This window comes from Leptolyngbya sp. UWPOB_LEPTO1 (genome assembly GCF_017302695.1).
Lineage (GTDB): Bacteria > Cyanobacteriota > Cyanobacteriia > Leptolyngbyales > Leptolyngbyaceae > Leptolyngbya > Leptolyngbya boryana.
On sequence record NZ_JAFLCJ010000014.1, the window covers coordinates 122,081 to 139,863 of the forward strand.

The 17,783-nt window shown below is 47.5% G+C and carries 18 protein-coding genes and 1 tRNA gene; 10 read left to right on the forward strand and 9 right to left on the reverse strand.

The features are described from left to right. Positions 1–114: 114 nt before the first annotated feature. Complete coding sequence (gene ctpB / locus J0L70_RS20545) at positions 115–1,434, reverse strand: carboxyl-terminal processing protease CtpB (protein WP_017289088.1); 1,320 nt, start codon at positions 1,432–1,434, stop codon at positions 115–117. 346 nt (positions 1,435–1,780) lie between these two features. Here ctpB and J0L70_RS20550 point away from each other — a divergent pair, with 346 nt between their 5' ends. Beyond that, a complete protein-coding gene (locus J0L70_RS20550) occupies positions 1,781–2,605 on the forward strand; it encodes a hypothetical protein (protein WP_287455707.1) in 825 nt (274 codons plus the stop codon). A 73-nt stretch (positions 2,606–2,678) separates the two neighbouring features. Here the strand turns inward: J0L70_RS20550 and J0L70_RS20555 are convergent, their stop codons facing one another. Next, positions 2,679–3,542, reverse strand: coding sequence for a fructosamine kinase family protein (locus J0L70_RS20555; protein ID WP_287455708.1), 864 nt, complete (start codon positions 3,540–3,542; stop codon positions 2,679–2,681). 18 nt (positions 3,543–3,560) lie between these two features. After that, positions 3,561–4,835, reverse strand: a complete 1,275-nt coding sequence (locus J0L70_RS20560; RefSeq protein WP_287455709.1) for a M16 family metallopeptidase — start codon at positions 4,833–4,835, stop codon at positions 3,561–3,563. A gap of 168 nt (positions 4,836–5,003) precedes the next feature. Here J0L70_RS20560 and crtD point away from each other — a divergent pair, with 168 nt between their 5' ends. Beyond that, positions 5,004–6,503 carry a C-3',4' desaturase CrtD gene (gene crtD, locus J0L70_RS20565; protein WP_287455710.1) on the forward strand — a complete coding sequence of 500 codons (1,500 nt, stop codon included), beginning with the start codon at positions 5,004–5,006 and terminating at the stop codon, positions 6,501–6,503. Here crtD and J0L70_RS20570 read toward each other — a convergent pair. From J0L70_RS20570 to J0L70_RS20580, 3 genes are all read right to left on the reverse strand, one after another. Next, complete coding sequence (locus J0L70_RS20570; protein WP_017289093.1) at positions 6,483–6,881, reverse strand: hypothetical protein; 399 nt, start codon at positions 6,879–6,881, stop codon at positions 6,483–6,485. The two genes, crtD and J0L70_RS20570, sit on opposite strands and share 21 nt — an antisense overlap. Next, the gene (locus J0L70_RS20575) at positions 6,878–7,075 is read right to left on the reverse strand and encodes a hypothetical protein (protein ID WP_017289094.1); all 198 of its coding nucleotides are present in this window, start codon (positions 7,073–7,075) and stop codon (positions 6,878–6,880) included. The genes J0L70_RS20570 and J0L70_RS20575 overlap by 4 nt, the downstream gene beginning before the upstream one ends. A 151-nt stretch (positions 7,076–7,226) precedes the next feature. Continuing rightward, positions 7,227–7,308: transfer RNA gene (locus J0L70_RS20580), tRNA-Leu, on the reverse strand. A gap of 179 nt (positions 7,309–7,487) precedes the next feature. Here J0L70_RS20580 and J0L70_RS20585 point away from each other — a divergent pair. The 3 genes from J0L70_RS20585 to J0L70_RS20595 are packed head-to-tail and all read left to right on the forward strand — an operon-like array spanning position 7,488 to position 8,981. Then, on the forward strand, positions 7,488–7,727 hold the full coding sequence (locus tag J0L70_RS20585; protein ID WP_017289096.1) for a DUF8624 family small hydrophobic protein: 240 nt from the start codon (positions 7,488–7,490) through the stop codon (positions 7,725–7,727). A gap of 6 nt (positions 7,728–7,733) precedes the next feature. Beyond that, positions 7,734–8,207, forward strand: coding sequence for a GNAT family N-acetyltransferase (locus J0L70_RS20590; RefSeq protein ID WP_026148754.1), 474 nt, complete (start codon positions 7,734–7,736; stop codon positions 8,205–8,207). Positions 8,208–8,225: 18 nt separating this feature from the next. Further along, positions 8,226–8,981 carry a HEAT repeat domain-containing protein gene (locus J0L70_RS20595; RefSeq protein ID WP_017289098.1) on the forward strand — a complete coding sequence of 252 codons (756 nt, stop codon included), beginning with the start codon at positions 8,226–8,228 and terminating at the stop codon, positions 8,979–8,981. A 40-nt stretch (positions 8,982–9,021) separates the two neighbouring features. Here J0L70_RS20595 and J0L70_RS20600 read toward each other — a convergent pair whose 3' ends face one another. Both J0L70_RS20600 and J0L70_RS20605 read right to left on the reverse strand, forming a co-directional pair. Next, positions 9,022–9,258, reverse strand: a complete 237-nt coding sequence (locus J0L70_RS20600; protein ID WP_268242590.1) for a Calvin cycle protein CP12 — start codon at positions 9,256–9,258, stop codon at positions 9,022–9,024. 82 nt (positions 9,259–9,340) lie between these two features. Further along, positions 9,341–9,526 carry a hypothetical protein gene (locus J0L70_RS20605; RefSeq protein WP_268242589.1) on the reverse strand — a complete coding sequence of 62 codons (186 nt, stop codon included), beginning with the start codon at positions 9,524–9,526 and terminating at the stop codon, positions 9,341–9,343. On the opposite strand from J0L70_RS20605, the gene J0L70_RS20610 reads away from it, so the two are divergent. The 5 genes from J0L70_RS20610 to J0L70_RS20630 all read left to right on the forward strand — a co-directional run bounded on the left by J0L70_RS20610 (position 9,525) and on the right by J0L70_RS20630 (position 16,917). Then, complete coding sequence (locus tag J0L70_RS20610) at positions 9,525–10,856, forward strand: PAS domain-containing sensor histidine kinase (protein ID WP_268242588.1); 1,332 nt, start codon at positions 9,525–9,527, stop codon at positions 10,854–10,856. The two genes, J0L70_RS20605 and J0L70_RS20610, sit on opposite strands and share 2 nt — an antisense overlap. Positions 10,857–11,089: 233 nt before the next feature. Continuing rightward, positions 11,090–12,100, forward strand: a complete 1,011-nt coding sequence (locus J0L70_RS20615) for a chemotaxis protein CheB (protein WP_287455711.1) — start codon at positions 11,090–11,092, stop codon at positions 12,098–12,100. Between the two features lie 286 nt (positions 12,101–12,386). Then, positions 12,387–14,252, forward strand: coding sequence for a CheR family methyltransferase (locus J0L70_RS20620; protein WP_287455712.1), 1,866 nt, complete (start codon positions 12,387–12,389; stop codon positions 14,250–14,252). Positions 14,253–14,475: 223 nt separating this feature from the next. Further along, entirely contained in the window at positions 14,476–15,513 is a 1,038-nt protein-coding gene (gene glpX / locus J0L70_RS20625; RefSeq protein WP_017289104.1) for a class II fructose-bisphosphatase, read from the forward strand. Between the two features lie 117 nt (positions 15,514–15,630). Then, positions 15,631–16,917 (forward strand): glutamyl-tRNA reductase, encoded by a 1,287-nt coding sequence (locus J0L70_RS20630; RefSeq protein ID WP_268242585.1) that lies wholly within the window; start codon positions 15,631–15,633, stop codon positions 16,915–16,917. Between the two features lie 120 nt (positions 16,918–17,037). On the opposite strand, the gene J0L70_RS20635 is transcribed toward J0L70_RS20630, so the two are convergent. Then, positions 17,038–17,682, reverse strand: coding sequence for a hypothetical protein (locus J0L70_RS20635; RefSeq protein ID WP_026148755.1), 645 nt, complete (start codon positions 17,680–17,682; stop codon positions 17,038–17,040). Between the last annotated feature and the right edge of the window lie 101 nt (positions 17,683–17,783).

Genomic DNA, 17,783 nt, shown 5'->3' on the forward strand with positions numbered 1-17,783 from the left:
TTGAATGCGATCGTATCAAGTGCCTAGAACGCAAGTTTCAGAATGACTCAATTCTTAATCTGAATAAAAAAGGATCGTCTTAAACGATCCTTTTTCAAACTTGATCAAGTTCGCCTATTCACGATTGGCTGGCGCGGATTGCGAGGCTTGTTGTGCATTCGGTTTCAGCAGTGCCGTCCGTTGCAGCGTATTCAACGCTTGAGCGTACTGCGGATCTTGAATCGTTCCAATCAGTTTCGGATTGGTTGCCAAGAATTTCTGCTGAGCATCAGACAAATCAACCTTCACATCGGGTGAAATTCCCTTGTGGCTAATGTCTGTTCCGTTGGGCGTGTAGTAATGCGCGATCGTCACCGCCAGTCCCGATCCGTCAGACAGCGAATGCACCGATTGCACTAATGCCTTGCCAAAGGTCTGACTGCCAATCACCATTGCCCGCTTATTGTCTTTCAGCGCGCCTGTGAGAATCTCGCTCGAGCTTGCCGATCGACCATCGACCAAGACCACTAGCGGCAACTTCGTCAATTGTCTACCCGTCGCATAAGCCGTATCACTGCCGCCTTGACGATTCACCGTCTTGACGATCGCACCTTTATCTAACCACATGCGGCTGATATCAATACTGGCTTGCAACAGCCCGCCTGGATTGCCGCGTAAATCAAGCACAAAGGCATCCACTTTCTGATCGCTCAATTTCTTGATCGCTCGCTCCATTTGTTCAGCAGCATGGCTGCTAAATTCAGCGAGGCGAATGTAGCCAATCTTGTTTTTGCCTTCTTGCCGGACATCTGCACGAACGGTTTGCAGTTCGATGCGTGCACGGGTCAGGGGTAGATTAAAGGCAGTCGCTCCATCTCGCCCGACTTGGAGCGTCACTTTTGTTCCGACTTCCCCTCGAATCAAATTGGATGCGTCTTCAACCGTCATGCCTTTGGTCGATTTGCCGTTGATCGCCAGAATGCGATCGCCTGACTTGATCCCCGCTCTTATCGCTGGAGAATTTTCTAACGGCTCAACCACAGTCAACACTTTAGTTTTTTCATTCTGCTCCAAGCGAATCCCAACCCCTGAAAGTTCTCCAGACGTTTGACTACTCAATGCCTCAAACTGCTTTTGATCCATAAAGCGGGTATAGGGATCATCGAGTTTTTTCAGAGCATCTCGAAGCGCTGTATACGCCTGCTGACGAGAGCTATAGTCTCGACTCAAAAGAGATTGCCGGACAGCACGCCAGTCATTTTTGTTAAACGTACCGTCTACATATTCGCGGTTCACAATCTGCCAAGCTTCGTCCAAAACAGATTTGGGGCTGTCTTGAAGTGCTGCCCGAACCGAGCGATCAGATCCAAATACGGATACAGCAGCGGTAGCTGCAACGACACCACTACAGAGAGCGACTTGAAGCAGCGATACACGGCGAGTGGGTTGGTTCATTGAGTATTGAGGAGGCGAGAAGTGGACAGTTAATAATTTACACCGGTCACTTAGGGTGACATTGGTCGAATTCGATCAACGAAATTTAATTAAGTTCAGGATTCAGGTGAAGAGTGGGGATCAGAATTACCCCAAAGACTAGATACAACGTATACGGAGCAATTCCGGTCAGTCTGACAGTTTTAGGACAGTTAATTAAGTGTCTCTGGGTTGAAAACGTGCCTTAATATGGCTCAGACAAGGTAACGATGAATGCAATCTTTATGACAATCTAACGGAATTTGGGCAAATTGTTGTAAGAATTTCTTGCGAGTTTTGTAAACCTTTCTTAATGAGGTTCTCTGTTGTGGTGTTAAGCGTGCGTCAAACTTGGAAGTCTTGTAGCGGGATCATTGCCCATGTGACGATCGCAGCAGTCGCGATCGCGGGAGTGATAACAATTCAGTACGATCGACTCAAACAACCTTCGATTACGTTAGAAACGCCTGAGCAAGCAGAGCAACAGGAACGAGTCCGCCTCACTTTGCTCAGCAAAATGCCAAGTTTTGGGTTTGACAATATGGTGGCGAACTGGACATTCCTCAATTTTGTTCAGTATTACGGCGATGCACCTGCTCGGAAAGTCACTGGATTCTCGCTTGCTCCCCAGTATTTTGATATCGTGACGCGTCACGATCCTCGTTTTGTCGATAGCTACTTGTTTATTTCTGGCAGTATTTCGCATCAATTGGGTCAGCCAGAATTAGCGCTGAAATTGATGAAGCGAGGAACCGATGCGCTTACGCCTCAAATGCATCCCAAGGCTTTCTCAGTCTGGCGATTTGCGGGGTTAGATCAAATTTTATTGCTCGGGGATCTGCCAGGAGCAGCAAAATCGTTTGAAATGACTGCGAAATGGGCAGCGGAAAGCGAAGAGTACAAGCAGTTTGCACCGAACTTCCAGGAGACTGCCAATTTTCTCAAAACCAAGCCCAATATTGAAGCAGTGCAGTTTCAAGCTTGGCAAGTGGTTTATCAGGATGCCCTTGAAGTTGGGGATCAGCAATCGGTCGATCGCGCCAGACGCGAACTTTTAAAACTCGGTGCAATTGAGCGAAAAAACGAGCAAGGCGAGACGGTGTTTATCATGCCAACCGCGTTGCAGGAGAAAGCGCCGCCTCGTCAAAGGTGACGCTTTAGACAGATCCGAGGCAACGGCAACAATTCGAGTGGTGCAATCTGCATTGTTGCCTCGAATGAACAGCTTAAAGAATTAACTGATCAATCATGCGATTCGCTTGTGATTCGTAGCCGCCGCCAAACAAATTAAAGTGATTCAGAATGTGATACAGGTTGTAGAGCTTTTTTCGCTGGTGATAACCTGCATCGATCGCAAAAATTTCGTCATATCCTCGATAAAATTCGGCAGGAAAGCCCCCAAACAGTTCGGTCATTGCCAAATCCACTTCTCGATCGCCCCAATAGGTTGCTGGATCAAAAATGACAGGCTCCCCAGATTGGGTTACTGCTGCATTTCCTGACCACAAATCTCCATGCACGATCGACGGTTTTGGAGTGTGATTTGCAAGTAATTCTGGAATCTGTTCGAGGAGGCGATCGCCATTGCGAAATCGTCCGCCGTTTTGATGTCCTAATTCAAGCTGATATCCAATCCGATATTGGGTGAAAAAGTCTACCCAATTCGCTGTCCAAGGATTCTTCTGAGGCGTTGAGCCGATCGTATTATCGCGCTCCCACCCAAACGCGGTCGATTTTTGAAATTGATGCATTCGAGCGAGATTGCGCCCCAATTCTGCCCAAGCTTGAGAACTCCCGCGACCGAGTTCCAGCCACTCCAAGACAATATAGGCAGAATTTCCAGCAACCCCAACGCACATGGGCTTCGGAACGCGAATGGCTTGCGCTTCTGCCATCTGTTTGAGTCCGAGCGCTTCGGCTGTAAACATCTCCAGTTGATCAGCCTGATTGAGCTTAACGAAGAAGGTGAGATTGCCATCGCTCACCTGATAGCCCTGATTGATGCAACCTCCACCCACAGAACGTCGATCGCGACTTTCAAACGGGTGGGAAATTGCTTGACTAATCTGAGCATCGATCTGCGTCCACATAGTCTATATTTCTCAGGTCTATTTTCCCGGCTTCACGACAACACAACCATACGCCTGAGTTGGCAAATAAGTTTGTGCTGCATTTTGCAGGTCTACAGCAGATAGAGATTGAATATAAGTCGGATAGTTGAATGCTGGCTCTAAATCGCCGACTAAAGCTTGATAATAGCCATACAAACCAGAGCGATCGCTGGGTGTTTCATTGCCAAACGTGAAATGATTTGCAACTTGAGTCCGTACCCGATCGAGTTCGGCAGCAGTTGCAAAATCAGTTTGCAGAGTTTGAATATGCTCTAAAAGCGCTGCTTCAACCGCTTCAATATTTTCGACTGGCAACTGAGCAGACAAACAGAAAATGCCTTGGTGACGATAGTTCATATTGCTCGCCGACACACTGGACACTAAGCCGCGATTCTCACGCAAGTCTTTGACCAGTCTTGCTGTTCTGCCATGTCCGAGAATGCTTGCGATTCCGTCTAGAGCATAAGTTTGCTTGAGATTGTCTAATCCGGGAACCCGCCATAACAGCATTAATCGCGCTTGAGTCAGACTGGGATCTACATGTTCTTGTCGAACAATCTCGGTAAACGGCTGTTCTGCAAACAGGCGATCGCGTTCCGGTGCAGCCGTGGGCAAAGCGTGAGAAACACTGTCTTCGACAATTTGAATCAGTTGATCAACTGGGAGATTTCCAACTGCAACCGCCGTCATCGATCGAGGTTGATACCAAGCGGCATGAAAATCTCGCATTTGTTGAGCGCTGAGATGTTCAATCACGGAAGCTGGCCCTAAAACTTGCCGTCGATAAGGCAGAGTTTCAAACGCCATTTCTGACATATGTTGATAGGTGCGACGACGAGGATTGTCTTGCGATCGCCGGATTTCTTCCAACACTACAAATCGCTCGCGTTCAAATCCATCTTCTGGAATCCGAGCATTCAGCACCACGTCCATTTGCAAGGGTGCTAAAGCTGCGAAATCTTTGGGAGCGGTCGTAATGTAGTAATGCGTGTAATCTTGGCTGGTTGCGGCATTTGTGACTGCACCACAGCGTTCGATCTGTTGCTCAAATTCGCCGCTTTTCAACCGATCGGTTCCTTTGAACACCATATGCTCTAAAAAGTGAGCCATTCCGTTAATCGCATCTGATTCGATCGCACTTCCGACATCTAGCCAAACATTGAGATTGACTGCATCGACGGGAATTTGTTCTGCAATTATCGTCAACCCATTCGAGAGGCGATGGATCGTGGGCGCGTTCAGCTTCGGAGATTTAATCAACGTTGAAGTCATGGCTTACCTGTAGCGTCGCTTTACTTATCTTAGTCTTCCGAAAGTGGCAATTGACACTCTAAATCTTTAGATTTCAAGCAAAAGCTTGCACCAATGGATTGTGCACGATGCTCTGCAATTCTTTACAATGAAGTCAGAAAGTTAAGTTTTTTTAAGCAGTATAGAAAGATGCCCCAGAAAGTTGTCGTTGTCGGTGCTGGAATCGGTGGATTAACTGCGGCTGCCCTTCTCGCTCATCGCGGGTATGAAGTCTTGGTTTTAGATCAAGCCCTTGTTCCAGGCGGATGCGCTTCAACGTTCAAACGGCAAGGCTTTACCTTCGATGTGGGTGCGACTCAGGTTGCAGGATTAGAACCGGGGGGAATTCATCACCGAATTTTTTCTGAGCTTGAGATTGACTTACCCCCTGCGACATTTTGCGATCCAGCCTGTGCAGTTTATCTTCCAAGTGAAACTGAGCCGATTCAGGTTTGGCGAGATCCCGATCGCTGGAAAGCGGAACGCCAAAAACAATTTCCCGGCAGCGAACCTTTTTGGCAATTGCTGAATGATTTATTCCGCTACAGTTGGCAGTTTCAATCCCGCGATCCAGTGCTTCCGCCTCGAAATGTCTGGGATTTGTGGCAACTGACAAAAGCAGTTCGACCGAATACACTGCTGACGTTGCCGCATACTTTCTCGACGGTCGGTGATGCCTTGCGGGGATACGGGTTAAACGATCGCCGACTTCGCACGTTTCTCGATCTGCAATTGAAACTCTATTCTCAAGTGAGTGCCGAGGAAACTGCGTTGCTTTATGCTGCAACGGCTTTAAGTGTTTCTCAAGCGCCCCAAGGCTTGTTTCATTTGCAAGGCAGTATGCAGGTTTTGAGCGATCGCTTAGTCGAAGCTTTGGAGCGCGATCGCGGCAAACTTTTAATGCGGCACAGCGTTGAGCAAATCCACACGCAAGCGGGACGCACGACAGGGGTGACGATTCGGAATCAGAAAACGAATGAATCTTGGTTCGAGTCTGCGGATCACGTGGTTGCAAACGTGACGGTTCAGAATTTAGTCGAACTTTTAGGAAAAGATGCGCCTCAAGGGTATCAGCGTCGGGTCGAGAAATTGCCGCCTGCTTCGGGCGCGTTTGTGATTTATTTAGGAGTCGATCGGGCTGCAATTCCTGACGATTGCCCGCCTCATTTACAATTTCTCTACGATTACGAAGGCGCGATCGGTGAAAATAATTCCCTGTTCGTTTCAGTCAGTCACGAAGGCGATGGTCGCGCTCCAGCCGGAAAAGCAACGATCATCGCGTCTTCTTTCACCGATACAGGCGCTTGGAAAAATAGTGGTGATTATGAGGCGATGAAACAGCACTATGCAGAAACAGCGATCGCGAAATTAGGGCAGTATTTCAAACTCGATCCATCAACGATCGTGTATCAAGAATCTGCGACTCCCAGAACGTTCCAGCGATTTACAGGACGTGCAGATGGAATTGTGGGGGGAATTGGGCAGCGCATCCCGACATTTGGGCCTTTTGGATTTGCAAATCGAACGCCAATTCAGCAGCTTTGGCTGGTCGGAGATTCGACCCATCCCGGAGAAGGAACCGCAGGCGTGAGCTATTCTGCATTAACGGTTGTGCGCCAAATCGAAGCTTTAGCCTTGCCACGTGCCTGAAAAAATACTTTTGACGGCGATCGCAATTCGGTCTAAATCCTCATTCAATAGCGGTGGACAATCGCGACTTTTGCCTAACCCATTATTAAATAAGCGTCTTGCTTCATTAGAAATCGAAAATAATGCAGCAGCCAATGTGCGATCGAGGGTGGTTTGATCTTTCAACGCATCAAATACGACTCTCAATGCCAGCAAAATTGAAGTGACTTGACCCGGAACAGGCGGTTTTCCTTGACCCAACCGTCCCAGGAAGGTATCGCTGGCAGTCGAATTCGTTTGGTCAATTAAGAGCTGACGTGCAGTTTCGTAATCCACGATCGAGCGATCCGAGCGAAATGAACTGTACCACTTTAGCGTGAATTCACAACTTTGCTTCATACATAAAAAATCGGGGAGAGAGTTGTATCCTCTTTCCCCGATTTACCAGAGTTTGAATTGTTTTGTCCGTCTTGGAGTTTCTTGCGTAGGACTTGATTGCGTTTCTTGAGTTGTCTTTGTCTCGCCGCTCCACCTTTTCCTTTATCGTTTCGCCCTTCTCGTCTGGGCGATTCCCAACGTTTCATCATCGCCATTTTTAATCTCCTTTATCTCAGTAATGGCTTGATACAACCAATTTAGCTCAAATTCCGGTTCACTCAAATTCGAAGTTAATGCCCTTAAACTCTATTTAGAACTACCGTACAGATTCCAATTAAACTAGAACCTTGAAAGAGAAATTATAGATGGGCGGAGAGAGAATCGAACTCTCATACCTTTCGGTGCCACATTTTGAGTGTGGTGCGTCTACCAGTTTCGCCATCCGCCCTTGGATGTCTTAATCAATATAATCTGTTTTGTCACTTTAACGCAAGCATCTAAAAAATCGTATTTTCCGAACCAAAAAAGATTGGTTGGAATCTCGCAAAGCGCTTTATTCTTAGATTAAGAGTCTCTGCAACGTTTTGTAGAGTTTTGTTTGTCCGCGATCGCCCCTCAACACGAATCATGGCTTTCTTTCGTCAATACATCGCTCCGTTGATCGTTGTTCTCGTATTTTTGTTTTCCCTAGTCGTTGTTAGTGCTCGAATTTTTCTACCGAGTGACATGGCAGCACCTGCACCTATTGAAGAAGTCACTCCTCGTGGTGATAAGGCACAATCTCCTGATGTCGATGCAGTTGCAGGTTTACCGCCCGCACTTGCACCGTTTATTCAGGGCTTGCCGAATGATCCGACTCAGCTTTAAACGATCGTGTCGGAATTCCTGCCAGGATATGTGCTTGAACGCGGCTCAGGTAGCGGACGCGATCGCGATCGACTGCTAACGTTTATGCAGAATACCTATACAGAACTATTTCCTGGGCGCAATTTTCCTCAGCTTGAGTCTGCGATCGCGCGGTTTTTCTCTGCTGAAACACCTTTGCAGTGGGTTCAGTGTTCAAATCGTTCCGGTTGGAATCCAATTGCCGGATTATGGCTTGGAAGCGCAATTGAGCAAGGCACAGGCGAACGACAGACCCATATTTTGTTGCTATATGTCATGCCTGAACATCGACGCAAGGGGATCGGAGCGGCACTCGTGCGTTACGCTGAAACATGGGCAAAAATGCGCGGCGATCGCCAGATCGGGCTGCAAGTTTTTGAAACAAATTTGCCTGCACTGTCACTCTATCAAGCCCTAGGGTATGGCACCCAATCCCGCTGGATGACAAAATCGATCGATTAGCAGAATAAAATAAATCCCATGTATAGCAATGATGATTTAAAGGTTTTAGACCTAGAAGAGGATTTAGCCGATCCGTTGGATGAACTGCCGACGGTCGAGGATGAGGTTGCTGCCAAACCTGATCCAGAGGCGATGCTGCCTTTATTGGATGCTGCCGATATTCAGCAACGCATGTTAGCAGCACGAGCTTTCTGTGATGTGCAAGACGATCGTGCCATTCCAAAACTGATTGCACTGTTGAGCGATCCTTGTCCGTTGGTGCGGGTGAGTGCAGCGTATGCGTTAGGAAGAAATCCTAGCCCGGAAGCGGTGGAGTCATTAGTCGATCGCTATCAGCAAGATTGGAATGGCTATGTCCGCAAAGGAGTCGTTTGGGCACTGGGGAATTGTCGCGATCGACGATCGCTTAATACCTTAACCGAGGCGGTCAAAACTGATATTTCAGCCGTTCGCTTATGGGCAGCAAGTTCTCTTGCCCAGATGGCAACCCTCGGATACGACGTAATCGTTGCCGCCGTTCCACCTTTAATTGAAGGATTAAGACGTGATCCGGTTGCAGCCATTCGGAGCAATTGCGCTTGGGCATTGGGTGAGTTGTGTCGAGAGATGCCATCGAATGTCGTTTATGCAACTGCGATCGATGCCTTGATCGAGGCGTTTGCAGAAGACGAAGATTCTGGCGTGCGAGAAGATGCCAAAGCTGCAATGCTCAAAGTTGGAGACGCACGCGGCTTACAAGTGATTGAAACGTTGGAACAAGAAGATTGGTTCTAAAGGAAAGCCGGAGTGTTGTAACGCCCCGGCTTTTGAAGGTCTAAACGTCGTAGATTCGGCACTCTGGCGCATCTGGATTATCGTCACAGAAAACAGTCAGCGAAGTTTTCACCGCCGATCGGCGATGTGAGATTTCAGCTTGAACTTCTTCAACCGCATCCCACGCCGCCGCACAATCATCGGAAATTGTTCCATTGGTACTGCACACATCGTGAGCGGATTCGATCAGAGTATTGAGGCGCTGTTCGATCGTCACATTGCCTGTTGCTTGAGCCATAACTTTAACCCTTGGTGTAGTGAGAACTGGGTGACTTCTTTTAGTGTGCAACCGAATTCCAAAACTGGGCAGAGTCTTATCTTTAATTTAACGATTCAGAAAACTCGAATGTCGCAGGCGCTTTAGTCAGATCTGCTGAGTTGACTGAATTGCGATCGCCCTGTTCGTCATCTGCTCCATCCATCTGATAGATGCAAGGTAAGGCAGAATTCCCGATGGTAGGAAAAGTGCCAAAGTTCGCCTTAAACTCATTGCAGAGCAGAATCATGGAAGCCTTTGATAATACATTGCTGAGCAGCTATATCCAAACGGTTCAGCAGCGGACACAAGTTCTATATAAAAATACAAAAGACTCTAAGCAATCTTCTGCAAGCATAGAAGATTGTTTAGAGGAATTATTCTCAGCCTTAGAAGAACTGAGTATTGCAGAAGAAGAATTACGACAACAAAATGAAATGTTAATCGCAGCTCAGTCTGAGATTGAAGCAGAGCGACAGCGTTATCAAGAGTTGTTTGAATTTGCGCCGGATGCGTACTTAATTACGGATCTATATGGAATCATTCGAGAGGCAAATCGGGTCGCACTTCAACAATTTAATATTGCTCATCGGCATTTGATCCAGAAACCGTTAATCAGCTTTATTCCTGAACATCAGCGTCAGGCATTTCGATCGATTCTGAATCAATTACCGACGATTTATCGAGTCCAAGAATGGGAAGTGATGGTTTGTGGACGCAAGCGTGAGCCTTTCATCGCAGCAATTACAGTTGAAGCAGTACTTGATCAACAAGGAAAAGCAACTGCACTGCGCTGGCTGATTCGCGACATTACGAATCGCAAACGCACTGAGGCACAACTTCAAGACACTCAACTTCAAAATCTGGAACTGATCGAAATCGATCGACTCAAAGACCAGTTCATGGCAACGATTTCTCACGAACTGCGAACGCCAATGAATGCAATTTTGGGATTTTCTCGGCTGATTGGCGATCGCGTTGCGCTTTTGGGTGATGGTAGGTTGAACCAAATGGTGGATCATGTCGTTCGCAATAGTCATCATCTGTTAGCCATGATCGAAGAACTGCTCGACTTTTCTAAGCTCAAATCTCGAAAGCTTGAACTTCGACCCGCAGGATTTGATCTGGTTCAGATTGCTTCTGAAACGATTCAGGATCTTCGCTGTTTAGCAGAGCAAAAAGGCTTAGCGTTAGAGCTTGATTGTTCGCAGGACAGTTTACCGATCGTCAATGATCCGGGTCGAATTCGCCAAATTTTAGTGAATCTGATTTCTAATGCCGTCAAATTTACGGATTCAGGTCTTGTTACTGTCGGCTTCTGGGAAGCTCCAGAAGGACGGATTTTAATTGTGGTTCAAGATACCGGAATTGGTATTGATGTCGCCGATCAAGAGAATATTTTTCAAGAATTTTGGCAAGTGAATCAATCGCGCACTCGACAAGTCGGCGGCACAGGCTTGGGACTCGCGATCGTTCATGCTCTGGTAGAATTAATGGACGGATCAATCTCAATCCACAGCAAAGTCGATCAGGGCACAACGATTCGGGTCGAGCTTCCTCGCCGCATTGCACCGCTCTAAACCCGCGTTTTCATTGCCTCCACGATTTCATTGCCCTGAACGAAGTTGAAGACCCCACCTAGTTGTCATACATCTCTGAAGCGATTGTATACCTGAGCAATTGGCTAAGCTCAGCAGTCCTTAATAGGGGAATTTGCAGAGTTAACACCGGACTTTGAAGCTAGTGCGGGACAGAATTGAATTTCTAAACAATCCGCGATCGCATCTCTCTTGATCACTGATCAGAAGGAGCTATGACTAAACATAATATTATTGCGATCGGGGCTTCCGCAGGTGGAGTCGAAACGCTGTCGAACTTAGTGAGTCAACTCCCGAGCGATTTAGATGCAGCGATCTTTGTGGCGATCCATTTTCCTCCTCGTGCAACCAGTGTTCTTCCCCAAATTCTCAATCGCCTCAAGACGCTTCCTGCACAGCATCCAGCAGAAGGAGACGCGATCGTACCCGGACAAATTTACATTGCACCTCCTGACCATCATTTATTCGTTCGGCAGGGTCGCATTCATCTCGATCACGGTGCGCGGGAAAATGGACATCGCCCTGCGATCGATACATTGTTTCGCTCGATCGCGTATGCTTACGGTCGGCAGGCAATTGGAGTCATCTTAACTGGAACGCTAGACGATGGGACGGCTGGACTGTTGACCATTAAAGCTCGTGGCGGCATTGCGATCGTGCAAGATCCAAATGAAGCCTTATTTGCTGGAATGCCGCTCAGCGCAATCAATGCGGTAGAAGTAGACGAAATTTTGAGGGTCAGAGACATTGCAAAACGATTAATCGAGCTTTCCCTCACACCTATCCATGAGCAAAAGCCGATGACTGACGAAATTTCGCATGAAGGGGAGTGGGTGGCACAAGAAAAAGCTGCGATCGAGCAAGGAGAGCGCACAGGCTTAGCATCCACTTTTACCTGTCCTGACTGTGGGGGTGTGCTGTGGGAGTTGCATGATCAAAATTTGATGCGATATCGCTGTCATGTGGGTCATGCTTATTCGATCGATAGCTTGCTCTCGGAAAAAGACAACAGTTTAGAACGAGCGCTTTGGACAGCCCATCGTGCCTTAGAAGAAAAAGCGGCACTGGCACGGCGCATGGCAGCACAAGCGAAGCGATCGAATTACTCCATGTCAGAAGCACAATTTCTGGAACGAGCAGCAGAAGCGGAAAATCATGCGGCAGTGTTGAAACAGGTCTTGTCTCAGCAGATTGAGTTGCAGCCTCACCCAGAGGAAATCGATTAGGCTCAGCAGATCTTGCACCCTCAAGACCATGTTTGAGCATTTCGTTTCTGATGTCATCCTGCCCGTGAATAGAATTCACAATCTATACAGCGCGAAGTCCCTTGAGCGAGAGTGACAGCCAGATTGAGAACTTTAATCTTTATTCAAAGGGGTTCGCGCACCGTTCAATCCGGATTCAAATTCCAGTGCGGACAGAATCGATCTCAAAAAAAACTTTCAAATGCAAGTCTAGCAACGTTAACGTTATGACCCACAAAAACGCCGCAGGCGTACAAGGACAAATCAAGTGGAAGACCATCAAACTAATATTGAACTCGAAGCACTGCTGGACTACATCAAACAGAGCCGTGGCTTTGACTTTACAGGCTACAAGCGCCCCAGCTTAGTGCGTCGCATTCACAAAGCAATGCAGACAGTCGGAGTCGAAGGATATAGTAACTATTTAGATTATCTCGAAGTTCATCCTGAAGAGTTCGAGCAATTATTTAATACACTGCTGATCAATGTCACTTGCTTTTTCCGCGATCGACCTGCTTGGGATTGCATTCGCAGCGAGATTGTTCCGCAAATTCTGGCTCAGAAAGATCCAACTGACCCCATTCGTATTTGGACAGCGGGCTGTGCCTCGGGTCAGGAAGCCTACACGATCGCAATTTTGCTGGCAGAAGTTTTAGGCATTAAACCGTTTCGCGATCGCGTCAAAATTTACGCGACAGATGTTGATGAAGACGCGCTCAATCAAGCACGTCAGGCTAGCTATTCTGATAGTGAACTGACTGAATTGACTCCTGAACAGATCGAGCACTTCTTTGAGCAGTCCGATGCTCTCTATGTCTTTCGCAAAGACTTACGGCAATCTGTGATTTTTGGACGACATGATCTGATTCATGACGCGCCCATTTCCAGAATTGATTTGCTCATCTGTCGGAATACGTTGATGTATCTCAATGCCGAAACTCAGGCGAAGATTCTGACTCGATTTCACTTTTCTCTGCGAGAGAGTGGCTTTCTGTTTTTGGGTAAAGCTGAAATGCTGCTGTCTCATACGAGCACGTTTGCCCCAGTTCAGTTGAAACATCGCATCTTCTCAAAAGTGCCCAGAGCAACTTTTGCACATCGACCTGTAGCTACCAGTCAAATGGCTCAAGATGAAGCGTTCAGCTTCTTACCGAGCTACACACGACTTCGTGAATCCGTCTTTGAAACTGCGCCACTTGCGAGACTGGTGATCGACTCGTCTGGTTTTCTAGCCTTGGTGAATGAACGCGCTCGATCGCTGTTTGGCATTAGTCTGCGAGATATCGATCGCCCGATCCAGGACTTAGAAATTTCCTACCGTCCGGTCGAACTTCGATCGTGTATCGAGCAAGTTTATATCGATCGTCGATCGGTGACTCTTTGCAATGTCGAATGGCAAACCACTCGTGAACTGATCTATCTAGACGTGCAAATCACGCCTTTAATTGATCCGTCGGACAATATTCTTGGTGTCAGTGTCAGCTTTACTGATGTGACGCGATACAAACGGTTGCAGGAAGAACTCGAACACTCGAATCAAGAATTGGAGACGGCGTACGAAGAACTGCAATCGACCAATGAGGAATTAGAAACGACAAATGAAGAACTGCAATCGAGCAATGAAGAATTAGAAACAACCAACGAAGAACTGCAATCGACCAACGAAGAACTCGAAACGATGAACGAGGAGCTTCAATCAACCAATGAAGAACTCCAAACCGTCAACAAAGAACTTCAACGTCGCAGCGAAGAACTAAATCAAAGCCATGCCTTTCTAGAATCAATCCTCAAAAGCTTGAAAGGTGGAGTGGTTGTCGTCGATCAAGACTTGCGTGTTCAGATCTGGAATCACAAAGCCGAGGATCTCTGGGGCATGCGCCCTGAAGAAGCGATCGGGCAGAATTTTCTCAATCTCGATATTGGGCTGCCTGTCGAAGCGCTATGCCAACCGATTCGGGACTGTCTGTTGGGATTGTCTGAGGGCACAATTGCTCTGATGCTGACATCGGTTAATCGTCGGGGACGCAGCATTCAATGTCATGTCACTTGCACTCCATTGCTCAGAAGTGAAGGCACAACTCAGGGCGTAATTTTGCTGATGGAAGAATGGAAAAATGAGGGGGTTGGCTCCTGAGGATGAGGGTTCGATGCGTCAGTATCCAGAGGATTAGCTCCATCAGAGAAATAACCTCACAAGCATCTTAGAGCGCGAATCCATTGCTCTAAAATCTCTCAGTTTATCGCAGCAAAACTTAATAGATCCCCGATCGCACTTTGAAAGACCGCCATTTGGTAGGATTGATAACTGAGATTGCCCATGAAAACGGCGACTAATCAGCAGTTGGAGGACTTATTTCGTGGAAAACACGCTTGGTTTAGAGATTATTGAAGTCGTAGAACAGGCGGCAATTGCCTCGGCACGCCTCATGGGGAAAGGCGACAAAAATGAAGCCGATCGAGTTGCAGTAGAAGCGATGCGCGAACGCATGAACAAAATTTACATGCGTGGTCGGATCGTGATTGGAGAAGGGGAACGTGACGATGCGCCGATGCTCTACATCGGAGAAGAAGTCGGAATTTGTTCTCGTCCTGATGCAGCAGATTTTTGCAACATCGAAGAGTTGATCGAAATCGATATCGCTGTTGACCCCTGCGAAGGCACAAACCTTTGTGCATATGGTCAGCCAGGTTCGATGGCAGTTCTAGCAATCTCCGAGAAAGGCGGATTGTTTGCAGCTCCCGACTTCTATATGAAGAAGCTTGCGGCTCCTCCTGCTGCAAAAGGTAAAGTTGACATCAACAAGTCAGCCACCGAAAACCTGAAAATCTTGTCTGAGTGCCTCGATCGCTCGATCGATGAACTGGTGGTCGTCGTCATGAAACGCGATCGTCACAATGACTTGATCAAAGAAATCCGTGACGCAGGCGCGCGCGTTCAACTCATCAGCGATGGTGACGTAGGCGCAGCAATTAACTGCGGTTTCGCTGGAACCAATATTCACGCCCTGATGGGAATTGGTGCGGCTCCTGAAGGTGTAATTTCGGCTGCGGCTCTGCGTTGTCTCGGCGCACACTTCCAGGGACAATTGATCTACGATCCAGAAGTCGTCAAAACCGGATTGATCGGAGAGAGCAAAGAAGCAAATATTGCTCGCCTCAAAGAAATGGGCATCACTGACCCTGATAAGGTTTACACCGCTGAAGAACTTGCATCCGGTGAAACCGTGTTGTTTGCTGGAACAGGTATCACTCCCGGCAACATCATGAACGGTGTTCGGTTCTTCAAAGGCGGCGCGAGAACCCAAACCCTGGTTATCTCTAGCCAATCGAAGACGGCACGGTTTGTGGACACGATTCACATGTTTGACCAGCCGAAGATTGTTCAGTTGCACTAAGAAGGTAGGGAGTGGGGAGTAGGGAGTAGGGGGTAAAAGCATTCTTGCTCCCCACTCCCCACTCCTCACTCCCCACTCTTCCCTTCACCCTTCCGATTTATCAGAGCGCTTTTTAATATGAACATTGCTGTTGTTGGGCTAACTCACAAAACTGCTCCAGTTGAGGTTCGTGAGAAGCTAAGTATCCCGGAACCTGTTTGCGATAAAGCGATCGCACAACTGTGTAGCTATCCCCACATTGAAGAAGTCGCAGTTCTCAGTACTTGTAATCGCTTGGAACTTTATTTAGTCACTTCTGAGACTGAGCAAGGTATTCGAGAAGTCAATCAATTTTTATCAGAACATAGTAAATTGCCCAGTGCTCGCTTGCGTCCTTATCTGTTCACGCTGTTACATCAGGATGCAGTCATGCACTTGATGCGAGTATCGGCGGGTCTCGATAGTCTGGTTTTGGGTGAAGGGCAGATTTTGGCACAGGTGAAACAATGCCACAAACTCGGTCAGCAACATCAAGGCATTGGTCGAATTCTAAATCAACTCTTTAAGCAAGGAATTAGCGCTGGAAAACGAGTTCGGACTGAGACGAGCATTGGAACTGGAGCAGTTTCAATTAGCTCCGCAGCCGTTGAATTGGCGCAAATGAAAGTCGATTCGCTAGCAGATCAGCGCGTCACGATTATCGGGGCAGGGAAGATGTCTCGATTGTTAGTGCAGCACTTACTGTCGAAAGGCGCAAATAACATTGTGATTTTGAATCGATCGATGAATCGCGCCCGCGAACTTGCGAATATGTTCCCGGATGCTCATCTGAGATTGTTGCCGATCGAAGACATGATGGATGCGATCGCACAATCTGACATTGTGTTTACCAGTACGTCTTCGACCGAGCCAATTCTCGATCGTGCCAATCTCGAACCTGTTTTGGACGCAAACCAGCCTTTAATGGTGATTGATATTGCGGTGCCGCGAAACGTTGCCGCAGATGTCAATGAATTGCCGATGGTACGAGCATTTAACGTCGATGATTTGAAAGCAGTGGTCGCCCAAAATCAGGAAAGTCGTCGGCAGATGGCGATGGAAGCAGAAGCGCTGCTCGAAGAAGAAGTAGAAACGTTTCAAGCATGGTGGCGATCGCTCGAAACCGTTTCGACGATTAGCTGTCTGCGAGACAAAGTTGAAGCGATTCGGGCACAGGAACTAGAGAAAGCCTTATCGAGATTGGGGACGGAATTTGGCGATCGACATCGCGAGGTGATTGAAGCCTTGACCAAAGGGATTGTGAATAAAATTTTGCACGATCCGATGGTTCAATTGCGAGCGCAGCAGGATATTGAGGCGCGGCGACAAGCGATGGAGACTTTGGAACTGCTGTTCAATTTAGAGAGTCCGCAGGCAAGAGTTTAGACTCTGGGAGCGATCATATACGATCGCGTTTTGGGAAAGTGATACCAAATTGTTTTTTCATTGCGACAGATTGATTTGGTATCACTTGCTTTAAGTCGAGAAACCCGTCCAGCGCAGAAACTAGATGCGACGTACAAAGAAGTAGAGTCGGTAGCGTCCCTCAGATGGGCTGCCCATTTCCCAAGTGAAATCAGCGATTGGATCACCCCCTTCCCCTTGATTTGCAAGCTGAATCAAGCGCTCTTTTGTAAAAAGCTCCGCTCGTCTGCCGACATCATCATCCCCTGCGCCGACTAGCTCACTTAACTTATTCGCAATAAACATTTCTACCGTTTCTGGCACAGACACCCCAGTTTGACTGTTGAGCGCACTATTCCCTGCATCCAAAATTGATTTAAATGTTGCAGAGAAAGCATGAGGATCACCTTCATCGTTTTCTCGAATGACTGCTGCTAAAATCAAGTCTCTTGCAGATCCTGAATACAGGCGGATTGCAGATCGAATGACATCGCCTTCGTCCACTTCAATTACACCTGTTTCATAAGGTGTTTGCGCTTGATCAGAAGAAGAAACGCCTAGAAACATATAAGGCTCATCACTATCCGACCATTCATTCGATTCTTCTAAACATTGAAATCCAGTAAACCAAACTTCGACTTTGGGGGCAGCCAGTCGTTTCACGGCTTCGGATGAGAGACGGTCTTTCAAATGAGATGGAATTTTCGTCATCGAACCGCGATCGACTGAAAATACGGAAGAGGGCATTACGTTCTCCTGAATCATGAATTAAAGCATCGGTGCTTTTGAATTCATTGTGTCAGTCACGATCTGTGATCTACAGTGCCCAGTTGGGTAGTTTGTCCGCA

Bases quoted from the DNA above. Each gene is read 5' to 3' on its own strand.
- J0L70_RS20635 (WP_026148755.1), bottom strand. From the start codon at position 17,682: ATGCCCTCTTCCGTATTTTCAGTCGATCGCGGTTCGATGACGAAAATT.
- ctpB (WP_017289088.1), bottom strand. From the start codon at position 1,434: ATGAACCAACCCACTCGCCGTGTATCGCTGCTTCAAGTCGCTCTCTGT.
- crtD (WP_287455710.1), top strand. From the start codon at position 5,004: ATGCCCCAGAAAGTTGTCGTTGTCGGTGCTGGAATCGGTGGATTAACT.
- J0L70_RS20605 (WP_268242589.1), bottom strand. From the start codon at position 9,526: ATGATTCTGCTCTGCAATGAGTTTAAGGCGAACTTTGGCACTTTTCCT.
- J0L70_RS20575 (WP_017289094.1), bottom strand. From the start codon at position 7,075: ATGGCGATGATGAAACGTTGGGAATCGCCCAGACGAGAAGGGCGAAAC.
- J0L70_RS20595 (WP_017289098.1), top strand. From the start codon at position 8,226: ATGTATAGCAATGATGATTTAAAGGTTTTAGACCTAGAAGAGGATTTA.
- J0L70_RS20555 (WP_287455708.1), bottom strand. From the start codon at position 3,542: ATGTGGACGCAGATCGATGCTCAGATTAGTCAAGCAATTTCCCACCCG.
- J0L70_RS20570 (WP_017289093.1), bottom strand. From the start codon at position 6,881: ATGAAGCAAAGTTGTGAATTCACGCTAAAGTGGTACAGTTCATTTCGC.
- J0L70_RS20610 (WP_268242588.1), top strand. From the start codon at position 9,525: ATGGAAGCCTTTGATAATACATTGCTGAGCAGCTATATCCAAACGGTT.
- J0L70_RS20630 (WP_268242585.1), top strand. From the start codon at position 15,631: ATGAACATTGCTGTTGTTGGGCTAACTCACAAAACTGCTCCAGTTGAG.
- J0L70_RS20585 (WP_017289096.1), top strand. From the start codon at position 7,488: ATGGCTTTCTTTCGTCAATACATCGCTCCGTTGATCGTTGTTCTCGTA.
- J0L70_RS20615 (WP_287455711.1), top strand. From the start codon at position 11,090: ATGACTAAACATAATATTATTGCGATCGGGGCTTCCGCAGGTGGAGTC.
- J0L70_RS20600 (WP_268242590.1), bottom strand. From the start codon at position 9,258: ATGGCTCAAGCAACAGGCAATGTGACGATCGAACAGCGCCTCAATACT.
- J0L70_RS20560 (WP_287455709.1), bottom strand. From the start codon at position 4,835: ATGACTTCAACGTTGATTAAATCTCCGAAGCTGAACGCGCCCACGATC.